An 11,742-nucleotide genomic window follows, 5' to 3' on the forward strand; every position below is an offset into this window, starting at 1 on the left:
TTTATCAAGGTGGGAGAAATGAACAAGGCAGTATTTTTTGAAAATAATTGCTGTGTTAAAAGTTAAAATTTTGCTTGTGGTAAAGCTTTTTACAGCATCCATATTTTCAAGAACAAATGAGATTTGAATTATTTTCGAGAAAGCAATTGTTGAGAATTAAATGATCAAAAAAAAGATAGAGTAAACTCTATCTTTTTAAAACAGTGGCAAATGTGGTGCAGGGGAGACGTAACTAAAACTAAAGCTAAAACTGAGCGCTGTAATTAGAATTACTGAATACAAAAAATATTTTCTTGCCCAAACCTGATCATTCTCTGCTTTAAAGCCAATAATGGACAAATATAACCAATAGGCACACAAAGCATTAAAGGTAATTAAAAAGAAAATGTTGGTATAGCCAAAACAATATAACCCATTTAAAACTGCAGCAAAAAGTACAACATAAATCAAACTTTCAACTTTAGTTCGAAGAATTGAACGTGCTACAGGCAAAATAGGAATATCTGCATTTTTATAGTCATCGAAACGATAGATTGCAATTCCCCAAGAATGTGGCATTTGCCAAAGTGCATATGCTAAAAAAATCAGCAAAGCAGCAATATCAAATTCATTGGAAACAGCAGTATAACCAATCACAGGAGGGCTTGCGCCAGAAATACTTCCAATCAAAGTTTGATGAATGGTAGTACGTTTACTCCAAAGACTATAAAAAATCACATACACAACAAAGCCGAGTACAGCGAAGCCAAATGCGTAGGCGTTGACAAAAAACCACAACAAAGCAAAGCCAATTAAACCAAGCACAGCAGAAAATATTAAAGCGACTGTTGGACTGATGGTCTTTTTGACAAGCGCACGATTCATTGTGCGTTGCATTTTTTGGTCAATGTCTTGGTCAATGACGTTATTCACAACACAGCCAGAAGCAACAACAAGTGTTGTACCGATGAGTGTGATGAGAAGTAAAAGGAAATCTACTGAACCTTGAGCGGCTAAGAAAAAGCCGCCCAAAGTGGTAACGAAGTTACCAAAGAGAATTCCTGGCTTAGTCAGGAATAGATATTTTTTCAACATGACACCCTAGAGCATCATGTTTGAATGTAAGTAGTTCATGATCCATACAGAACCAATTAAGAGAACGGCAATCGTCAGAATCGTATAGATGAATGCAATGACGTTCCAGCGTTGTTCAGAAGATGAATTCATGTGCAAGAAGAAAATCAACTGTACAAGAACCTGAGCAACAGCAGTGATCGCAATCGTTGCAACAACAGCACCACCAGTCATGCCTTTCATCACCATCCCAAATGGGATGATGGTCAAAACGACAGAAAGGATGAAGCCGATAGAGTATTGTTTGATGTTTCCGTGCGACGCACCAGCAGCATTATGATCATGACTCATTATAAAGCTCCCAGTAAATAAACTACGCTGAATACACAGATCCAAACGATGTCAAGGAAGTGCCAGAACAAGCTTAGGCAAGCAAGACGACGCGTGTTTGGTAATGTCAAACCATATTTCTTGATTTGAACCATTAACACGATCATCCAGACTAAACCAGAAGTTACGTGGATACCATGCGTACCAACTAGAGTAAAGAACGCAGATAAAAACGCACTGTGGCTAGGACCATGACCCTCAAGAACTAAATGATGAAATTCATAAAGTTCCATGCCGATGAATGTTGCACCAAAGAGCCAAGTGATAATTAACCACATCAGCACTTGGTTGACATTTTTCTTGTATGAAGCAAGAACCGCGAAACCAAAAGTCACAGAAGAAATCAAGAGAGCGAAAGTTTCTACAAGTACGAAACCTAAAGACTCACCAAATAACTCTTTTGGACTTGGAGTACCAGGCGGAATATGACTGCTTAATACAGCGAACGCGATGAAGAGTGTACCGAATAAAATCAAGTCACTCATCAAGTATGTCCAGAAACCAAAGACTGTGATGTCAGTATCATCGTGATGATGATGCTCATCGTGTCCATGGTTGTCGTGATGAAGTACTTCAGCCATATCCTTAGTCCTTCTTCAAGTGTTTTTCAAGTAAAGCATAACGCTCATTTTCGATACGTTCTACTTCAGCAGCAGGTACATAGTAATCCACTTTCTTCGTGAATGAACTTACGATGAAGCTAATAACAGCACCAAGGAAAGTTACAACGACTAACCACCAGATATGCCAGATTAAAGCAAAGCCCATTGATGTAATGAACAACGCAATAACAAAGCCTGCAGCACGGTCGGTTGGCATATGAATATCTTCATATTTCTCAGGACGCGCATATGCAACACCATTCTCTTTGTCATTCCAGAAAGTATCAATACCATTGATTTTTGGAATTTCAGCAAAGTTATAGAACGGAGCAGGGGAAGAAGTAGACCATTCAAGTACACGACCATCCCATGGATCGCCAGTGTGGTCCATGTTGTCATGACGTTGTAAGAAACCTACGATCACTTGCATTAAGAAACAAGCAATACCGATAGCGACAAGTACAGCACCGAATAAAGCGATAGCTAGGTATGGATCCCATTCAGGGTTGTCATATGTATTCAGACGACGAGTCATACCCATGAAACCAAGGATATAAAGTGGCATGAATGCAAAATAGAAACCAAAGAACCAGAACCAGAAAGATGCTTTACCCCAAGTCTCATTTAACTTCCAACCAAACATTTTTGGCCAGTAGAAAGTGATACCTGCGAACATACCGAATACAACACCACCAATAATTACGTTATGGAAGTGAGCAATCAAGAATAATGAGTTGTGTACTAAGAAGTCAGCTGGTGGAACAGCCATTAATACACCAGTTAAACCACCGATACCGAAAGTCACAAGGAAACCAAGTGTCCAGTACATTGGTGATGTAAATGTAATACGACCCTTATACATGGTGAATAACCAAGAGAAGATTTTCACACCAGTAGGAATCGCAATAATCATGGTCATGATACCGAAGAACGCGTTAACGTTGGCACCAGCACCCATGGTAAAGAAGTGGTGTAACCATACGACAAATGCCAGTACAGTAATTGCAATTGTTGCATACACCATAGATTTGTAACCGAATAACGTTTTACGAGAGAACGTTGAAACGATTTCTGAGTAAAGACCAAAAGCAGGCAATACCAAGATATAAACTTCTGGGTGACCCCAAGTCCAAATCAAGTTCACGTAAAGCATTGGGCTACCGCCAAGCTCGTTGGTGAAGAAGTGGAAATCGAAGTAACGGTCAAGTGTTAACATTGCAATAGTTGCTGTTAATACTGGGAACGATGCGATGATCAAAACGGCTGTACAAAGTGCAGTCCAAGTAAAGATCGGCATGTCCATAAGTTTCATACCAGGCGCACGCATTTTAATGATGGTAACAAAGAAGTTAACACCTGTCAGAAGCGTACCTAGACCCGAAACCTGGAGTGCCCAGATATAGTAGTCAACACCAACACCAGGAGAATATTGAATGCCTGAAAGTGGAGGGTAAGCCATCCAACCAGTCGCAGCAAATTCACCTAATACAAGTGAAACCATCATCAAACCAGCAGCACCAGCAAATAACCAGAAACTTACAGAGTTCAATAATGGGAATGCAACGTCACGTGCACCAATTTGAAGTGGTACAGTAATGTTCATCATACCTACTACAAGACCCATGGCTACGAAGAAGATCATAATTACACCGTGTGCGGTGAAGATCTGATCGTAGTGGTCTGGATGTAAATAACCTTCACCGCCACCTTTTGCAAGGAACAGTTGAAGACGCATCATGATTGCATCAGCGAAGCCACGAAGTAGCATCACTACAGATACAAGGATATACATGATACCGATTTTTTTATGGTCTACTGATTTAAACCATACATTCCAGAGATATCCCCATTTTTTGAAATAGGTGATACCGCCTAAAACTGCAATTGCGCCAAGGGCCATAACGACCATTGTCACAAGTACAATAGGCTCTTTAGGGATCGCGTCCCAATTGAGTTTACCTAATAACAAAGACATGTCTTATTCCCCTACAGAAGCAGTTGCATGTTCAGCACCTGCATGTTCAGCACCTGCATGGTCTGCACCATGATAGTTGCTCATGTAAGTGTTGATAATGCTCTTGAACAAGTCAGGCGTAACTGAAGAATAATAAGTCACAGGATGAGGCTTAGTAGGGAATGGACCTTTACGTTCAGCTTCGTGTGCAGCTTTAATTTCTTCTGGCGTATGCGCATTGTTCAGCATTGCTTCAATTTGGTGTTTAGAACGGTCACCATCTTTGAGCGTAGCAAATTCAGTCGCATCAAGCGTGGTTTTTTGGATTGCTTCAGGATTAATTGAAGTTCCTTTACCTGCTTTGATTGCGTCTACCCATGCGTTGAAATCAGCATCAGAAACAGCGTGCGCACGGAAACGCATTTGCGTAAAGCCATAGCCGCTATAGTTCGCTGAGAATCCACGGTAGCCTTCTGCTGGACTTGGATGTTCTGCAAGCATATGTAACTTAGTTTGCATACCTGCCATTGCATAAACCTGACCTGCTAACTTAGGAATGAAGAAAGAGTTCATCGTAAAGTTAGAAGTGATTTGAAATTCAATTGGTTTATTGACTGGGAAACGAACTTCGTTAATTGTAGCTATCTGTTGTTCAGGATAGATAAATACCCATTTAAATTGTTCAGCGACAGCTTGAATTTTTAAATGTTCTTCCATCTGACCTTGAGTATTTGTTAATGGTCTGTAAGGATCATACTTATGTGAACCCCACCATGTTAAATACGCAAGAATAGCAATAATAATACACGGGATACCCCATACTACAATTTCAATTGCAGTTGAGTGTGCCCATGTAGGTTTATAGTCTGCATCTTTATTCGACGCGCGATATTTCCAACCAAACCACAATGCCATTAAGATCGAAGGAATTACGACCAAAAGCATTAAATAGATCGCAGTCATCATCAGGCTACTTTGACCTTCAGCAACTGGACCTTTCGAGTTTAGAAGTACTAAATCACCACCACACCCAGTTAAGAGTGCAGCCATCGCAGATAAAGACAATACAGCTAAAGTCGTTTGTCTCATTTTACAACCTCGGTGAAGAGTCCCATTCCCTATATAAATATGGGATAGCGATTAAAGTGTCGCATGATTGAAAATGACTATTGTTTACAAATAGAAAACATTCTCAATGATCTGACACCGCTACGTTGTAGGGCATTATGCCTCATATCGGCAAACTTAGCTATAGATAGGGCATGAATATATTAATGTAAAAATACCTGATATTTTTAGTCGGAATTATAAAAAAAACAAAAACATAAATTATTATTTTTTCGTGATTTAGTATCAAAAATGGCGGGGTCACCGCCATTTCATTTATTCTGCAAGATCAATCACTTTGGTTTTTGCCAGGCGATCATGGAGTGCATAGTTGTTTTTTGAAAAAAACATAAATAAATCAACAATAAATACAATTGCAATAAGCGGAACAATGCTCATCAACTGAGAGAGAATCAGAAATAAAAACGAACGTACAAAAAAGCCTCTGAATGACCCCGGTAGTTGATTGGTATTCACATCAACGATTTGAAGTTTGAATATTTTTTTACCAATCGACTGCCCCGACTTGGTAATCATAAAACATTGAATAATCAAGATTGCCAATACGAATACCATTAAACCAATATTGACGTAGTTTGGTATGCTTTTACTGATTATTTCAGCGATCTGCATTTGGCTTTCTCTAGAAAATCCACCTTCAGCAATGTTGACTGCACTTTCAGGCATAAAATAAGCAATAGCAAGAATTTGCGGTAAAAACAATACTGCAAAATCGACGAGTTTTGCTGAAATACGTTTACCTACAGGTGCAGCTTTAATTGCTTTTTTAGTAGATCTTTCAACTTTTATGTTGGTGATTGCTTGGTTTTGTTGAGTGGGATGTTCAGGGGTAAATGTTGTCGGTGTAATATAACCAACAGGTTCATAGACAAGTTTACCTTGTGTAAGTTCACCAAGTGCTTTCCATTCAGTCATTCCTTGATGCCAAGCTAAATCAGTTAATAAGACTTGCTGACTCGCAAGCATTTGATTCAGTTGTTCTATGGAATAGGGTCCAGCTTGTTGGTTATTTCTCGCCAAGTAAATTTGCATAAAACTCAATTCTCAAAATAAATCTAAAATACAAAAAGCGTAGATAATCAACGATAGCGTTATCATCAATATTCATCTACATTGTAATCCACTATGTATACTCGATTTTTGCACATATTAATATTAAATTTACACGAAATCTTAAAATATGAAGCAATATCAGGTTGCTTTTATAAGGAATTAATATCGTGAAAATGTGTTTAACTTTAAAACCTAGCGGTGGAAATTTTAATACATAACTGCGTATTCAGCAGTTGAGTTCAAATGAATTGAAGTTATAAATATTATTTTAAAAATAAAAAAGACCCTACATGAGGGTCTTTTTTAGAGCATAAAAATTAAGCTTGTTTGGTTTTTTCTTCTGCAAGGAAGAACCAAGTATCTAACACTGAGTCAGGATTTAAAGACACAGACTCAATACCTTGTTCCATTAACCATTTTGCAAGATCTGGATGGTCAGAAGGACCTTGACCACAAATACCGACATATTTCCCAGCTTTGCGGCATGCATGAATCGCCATAGAGAGGAGGGCTTTAACCGCAGCATCACGCTCATCAAATAGGTGAGAGACAATACCAGAGTCACGGTCTAAACCAAGAGTTAATTGTGTTAAGTCATTTGAACCGATTGAGAAACCGTCGAAATGTTCAAGGAATTGTTCAGCCAATAATGCATTGGTTGGCAATTCGCACATCATGATGACTTTAAGACCATTCTCACCACGTTTCAGACCGTTTTGAGCCAATAACTCAATAACACGCTTCGCTTCAGATACAGTACGTACGAAAGGAATCATGATTTGAATGTTGGTTAAGCCCATTTCATCACGTGCTTTTTTCAATGCGCGGCATTCAAGTTCAAAACAGTCACGGAAGTTGTCAGAGACATAACGGCTTGCACCACGGAAACCAAGCATTGGGTTTTCTTCTTCAGGCTCATAGAGCTTACCACCGATTAAGTTCGCATATTCATTTGACTTAAAGTCAGACATACGAACAATCACTGGTTTATCTGCAAATGCAGCTGCAAGCGTAGAAATACCTTCAACCAATTTTTCAACATAGAATTCAATTGGAGATGCATAACCTGCAGTACGCGCCATAACAGCAGCACGAGTTTCGCGTGGCAGGCTGTCAATGTTGAGTAATGCTTTAGGGTGTACACCGATCATACGGTTGATAATGAACTCTAAACGTGCAAGACCAATACCTTCGTTTGGAATTTGAGCAAAGTCAAATGCGCGATCAGGGTTACCAACGTTCATCATGATTTTGAACGGAAGTTTAGGCATAGATTCAATAGAATTACGTTGGATTTCAAAATCTAACGAACCTTCATAAATAAAGCCAGTATCACCCTCAGCACAAGAGACAGTCACTTCCTGTCCATCGACAAGCACTTCTGTGGCATTACCACAACCAACAATTGCAGGAACACCTAATTCACGAGCAATAATGGCTGCGTGACAAGTACGACCACCACGGTTAGTCACGATTGCTGCTGCACGTTTCATTACTGGTTCCCAGTCTGGGTCAGTCATGTCTGAAACGAGTACATCGCCTTCTTGTACTTTGTCCATTTCTTTAATCGATGTCACGATACGGACTTTACCTGAACCGATACGTTGACCGATTGAACGTCCTTCACAAAGAACCGTACCTTTTTGTTTAAGAAGGTAACGTTCCATTGTGCCAACATTTTCACGGCTTTTTACTGTTTCAGGACGTGCTTGAACGATATAGATTTGACCATCATCACCATCTTTTGCCCATTCAATGTCCATAGGCGCTTGATAATGTTCTTCAATAATCAATGCTTGTTTAGCAAGCTCTTGAAGCTCTAAATCATTAAGAGCAAATTGTTGGCGATCTGCTTTTTCAACATCAACCACAACGACAGATTTACCTGCAGCACCTTCTTCGCCATAAATCATTTTTTGGTGTTTAGAGCCAAGGTTACGACGGATAACAGCATGTTTGCCATTTTTGAGAAGTGGCTTTGAAATATAGAATTCGTCAGGATTGACTGCACCCTGAACAACCATTTCACCTAAACCATAAGAAGCAGTAATAAATACTGCATCACGGAAACCAGATTCTGTATCGAGTGTAAACATTACACCCGCAGCACCAGTTTCAGAGCGAACCATACGTTGAACGCCAGCAGAAAGGGCAACGATGTCATGTGCAAAGTTTTGGTGTACACGGTAAGCAATCGCACGGTCATTATAAAGAGAAGCAAAAACTTCTTTAATTGCGATCAAAACATTATCGATACCACGAATGTTCAAGAAAGTTTCTTGTTGACCAGCAAATGAAGCATCAGGTAAATCTTCAGCAGTCGCAGAAGAACGAACAGCAACTGCAATGTCAGGATTGCCATTAGAAAGTGCAGCAAATGCTTCGCGAACTTCAGCCTCTAGACCTGTAGTAAGTGGAGTTTCTACAATCCATTGGCGGATTTTTGCGCCAGTTTCAGCAAGTGCAATCACATCATCAACATTTAATGCTGCAAGTTCTGCATTAATTTTAGCATTTAAGCCACTTTGCTCTAGGAATTCGCGATATGCATCAGCAGTCGTTGCAAATCCACCTGGTACAGATACGCCAGCATTTGCTAAATGACTGATCATTTCCCCAAGTGAAGAGTTTTTACCACCCACGATCTCAACGTCGTGTTTACCTAATTTTTCCAGACCGATTACGCGTGCTTCCAAAGTTGTTACTCCACTTATGCAGTATTAATCACTATCTTGGCATGAAATTATAACAAAAAACTTAGCATTTTGATTCAACTAAGTGATAGTCATGTAAGATGGGCTTACTATAAAGATTATACATCGCTAAGACAAATGTTTGAGGAGATTTTTAATGTCAGAAAGTAACCAAATAAAGCGGAGCGTATTTTTTATTTCTGATGGTACGGCGATCACAGCTGAAACCCTTGGGCATTCATTATTAGCGCAATTTCCTCATGTAAAGTTTGATATTCATATCATTCCCTACATTACATCTGAAGAAGCGGCGATGAATGTGGTCGAAGAAATCAATCGAAGAGCTGATAAAGATGGTCAGCAACCATTGGTATTCGATACTTTGGTTGACCCTTATGTGCGTGACATTATTAATACTGCAAATGCAGTGAATCTTGATGTTTTTGAAGGGCTTATTAGTAAGTTGTCTGATGTTTTAGGAACTCAGCCTACAACTTTAGTCGGACAAACCCATGCTGTAACCGATTCTGAGTCTTATAAAGCACGTATTGATGCTGTACATTTTGCTTTAGACAATGACGATGGTGCGCGTACTCGACATTATGATAAAGCGGATTTGATTTTGATTGGGGTTTCTCGTTCAGGTAAAACACCGACGTCTATTTATTTGTCATTACAATTTGGAATTCGTGTTGCTAACTATCCGCTCACTGAAGAAGACTTGGACGATAATCGTTTACCTGCTGTACTCAAAGAACATAAACATAAACTATTTGGTTTAATGATTGATGCTGAGCGTTTGGTTGCAATTCGCTCAGAACGAAAAGCCAATAGTCGCTATGCAAGTTTTTCACAATGCCAGATGGAACTTCGCGCTGTAGAGGGTATTTATATTTCTGAAGGAATCAAATATCTCAATGTTTCTGAAATGTCGATTGAAGAAATTTCAACACGCGTCCTACAAATGACAGGCTTAAAACGCAGAATTGGATAAATTGTCCTTAGCTTTGATCTTGCGAATATGATGGAATGACTGCTAAGAGCAGAATGCACATTTTGCTCTTATAAAATATGTATGGATGATTATGATAATGTTGAGTTGTTATATGAAAAAGATATTAAAAATAAGTTCATTTTCGATGTTTTTTTGTGCGCAGGGCATGATACTAACGCAGTTGCATGCCGAATCCTTAAAGGATTTCGAAACAACATTGATTCAGAAATATTATCAAGATAGTTGTACGTCGCGAAATGAATGTGATCAATACAATGAAAATATTTCTAACGCGATTGAAACAAAAATAAAAAAGGACCCTGCAAGTTTCACTTATTCTTTTCCTAAACTAACCGAAAAGAATATGTTGAAAATTCATTACAGCCCAGATCACAAAATTAAATCTTATACAATGGATATTTCTGCTGGCGGTACGATGCGAGACTCCACGAATTTGATTCAATTGAAAGGCAAAAAAGGTCCAATCACTCAAGATTTAACCACAGTTGGATTTATCGATAAAATTGAGCAAGTTAAAATAAAAAATCGAGATGTATATTTAATCACTAGTGTTTTTATTGGTAGTACGTGTTCAAGAAGCTATCGTATAAATTCTTTTGTCCTAAATAGTGATAAGTTCTCTCCAGAATCGATTTTTGAAACGAAAACGAAAAATTTGGACTCAATAGACGTTGCAAACGATTGTCAGGACTGGGAACGTCCATTGGAAGATTTTATCCGTATTTCTAAAGATTTAAAGAATATCGATATTATGCTGATCAATAACGCTGGAAAACTGACGAACAATTACTTGCGCTATCAAAAGACTGCCAATAGTTATCGCTATATCGGACAGACAAAATAAAAGGAGGCAATACATGCCTCCTTCAATTAAATTTTATTCAAATCTATGATGTATAGGTACTAATAATAACATCAACGACATACTCTGTTCCATCCATACCGTGTATTGAATTGGATGTAATTTTAACAATTGGCCAAGCAATGTGCTTGCATCGAGGATGTTGCAAGACTGAATAATAATTATCGGATTTCAAAAAGACTTTATTTTTCATTGCCAGATTAGGGGTAAGTTGGCGTTTAAGCCACTGGTCTTGGACTTGAGCATCTAAATATCGAATCGCCAACATTGCTTTAATTCGATGATTAAACAAACGACGATTTTTAATAATTAATGGATGCGAAATGAGTTTGTGTATGCCACGTTCTGTTTGTGGTAATACAAAAACAGGCGAAATCTGAAAAACTTTGACCAGTTCAGCTTGCTTTAATAGCTGATCAAGTTGCATTACAGTAAATTGATCAACCCCAATAATTGCAACTTTTAAACCAGAAAAGTCATGCAGTTTCATGTCTGTGGACGCAATGATTTTACCTGTATATGGCTTAAAAAACTCGGATTGGTTTTGAAAAAAACCTTCGTTTTGGCTCTTGTTCCTGGTGAGCATATTTATTCCTTTTTTTATTTATAGGTCGCTGAGAATCGCGACATTTATTGATATAACCAACTTAATCACACAGGTAAAGTCTTTTCAAAATCTCACCAGTCATATTTTATAAATGTAAGGCTGTAATGAAAAAACACACAAACTGTATAAAAAACATGACTTTACAATTTAAAGTTTAAAAAAAATTCTATTTCTGATGTGCTTGAATATTCATATTCGTCAAGATTTTAGTCAATAACACCAGAGTTGAACTGAATTCTTCTGCGTGATGAATGGTTAATATTGTTGTTTATTCTATTTCATCTCATTTTGAAAAGATTGGCGAAATTATTCATTATCAAGAGATGAAAATATCAATTCGATAACAGCTCAGTGAATTATTTGTCATATGAAAAGATTGTTGAGA

The 11,742-nt window shown here is 38.2% G+C and carries 10 protein-coding genes; 2 read left to right on the plus strand and 8 right to left on the minus strand.

The genetic code is table 11. The annotated features are described in order from the left end of the window. Positions 1-195: 195 nt before the first annotated feature. The 7 genes from cyoE to ppsA form a co-directional block, all read right to left on the minus strand. Positions 196-1,074 carry a heme o synthase gene (gene cyoE / locus AAV97_RS16345; RefSeq protein WP_046761113.1) on the minus strand — a complete coding sequence of 293 codons (879 nt, stop codon included), beginning with the start codon at positions 1,072-1,074 and terminating at the stop codon, positions 196-198. 6 nt (positions 1,075-1,080) lie between these two features. Continuing rightward, positions 1,081-1,407, minus strand: a complete 327-nt coding sequence (gene cyoD / locus AAV97_RS16350) for a cytochrome o ubiquinol oxidase subunit IV (RefSeq protein WP_026040388.1) — start codon at positions 1,405-1,407, stop codon at positions 1,081-1,083. Beyond that, on the minus strand, positions 1,404-2,024 hold the full coding sequence (cyoC, locus tag AAV97_RS16355; protein WP_004824417.1) for a cytochrome o ubiquinol oxidase subunit III: 621 nt from the start codon (positions 2,022-2,024) through the stop codon (positions 1,404-1,406). Before cyoC ends, cyoD begins: the two co-directional genes overlap by 4 nt. A 4-nt stretch (positions 2,025-2,028) precedes the next feature. Further along, on the minus strand, positions 2,029-4,020 hold the full coding sequence (gene cyoB / locus AAV97_RS16360; RefSeq protein WP_004824415.1) for a cytochrome o ubiquinol oxidase subunit I: 1,992 nt from the start codon (positions 4,018-4,020) through the stop codon (positions 2,029-2,031). A 3-nt stretch (positions 4,021-4,023) separates the two neighbouring features. After that, complete coding sequence (gene cyoA / locus AAV97_RS16365; protein ID WP_004824413.1) at positions 4,024-5,088, minus strand: ubiquinol oxidase subunit II; 1,065 nt, start codon at positions 5,086-5,088, stop codon at positions 4,024-4,026. 294 nt (positions 5,089-5,382) lie between these two features. After that, on the minus strand, positions 5,383-6,159 hold the full coding sequence (locus AAV97_RS16370; RefSeq protein WP_005032196.1) for an RDD family protein: 777 nt from the start codon (positions 6,157-6,159) through the stop codon (positions 5,383-5,385). Positions 6,160-6,497: 338 nt separating this feature from the next. Beyond that, positions 6,498-8,876: a phosphoenolpyruvate synthase gene (ppsA, locus tag AAV97_RS16375; protein WP_046761114.1), complete on the minus strand. Its 2,379-nt coding sequence runs from the start codon at positions 8,874-8,876 to the stop codon at positions 6,498-6,500. 154 nt (positions 8,877-9,030) lie between these two features. On the opposite strand from ppsA, the gene AAV97_RS16380 reads away from it, so the two are divergent. Both AAV97_RS16380 and AAV97_RS16385 read left to right on the plus strand, forming a co-directional pair. Continuing rightward, positions 9,031-9,867 (plus strand): pyruvate, water dikinase regulatory protein, encoded by an 837-nt coding sequence (locus AAV97_RS16380; protein ID WP_004824407.1) that lies wholly within the window; start codon positions 9,031-9,033, stop codon positions 9,865-9,867. A 112-nt stretch (positions 9,868-9,979) separates the two neighbouring features. Next, complete coding sequence (locus AAV97_RS16385) at positions 9,980-10,732, plus strand: hypothetical protein (protein WP_046761115.1); 753 nt, start codon at positions 9,980-9,982, stop codon at positions 10,730-10,732. A 43-nt stretch (positions 10,733-10,775) separates the two neighbouring features. Here the strand turns inward: AAV97_RS16385 and AAV97_RS16390 are convergent, their stop codons facing one another. Continuing rightward, positions 10,776-11,336 (minus strand): hypothetical protein, encoded by a 561-nt coding sequence (locus tag AAV97_RS16390; protein ID WP_046761116.1) that lies wholly within the window; start codon positions 11,334-11,336, stop codon positions 10,776-10,778. Between the last annotated feature and the right edge of the window lie 406 nt (positions 11,337-11,742).

The sequence above is a fragment of the Acinetobacter sp. Ag2 genome (assembly GCF_001005515.1).
GTDB lineage: Bacteria > Pseudomonadota > Gammaproteobacteria > Pseudomonadales > Moraxellaceae > Acinetobacter > Acinetobacter bereziniae.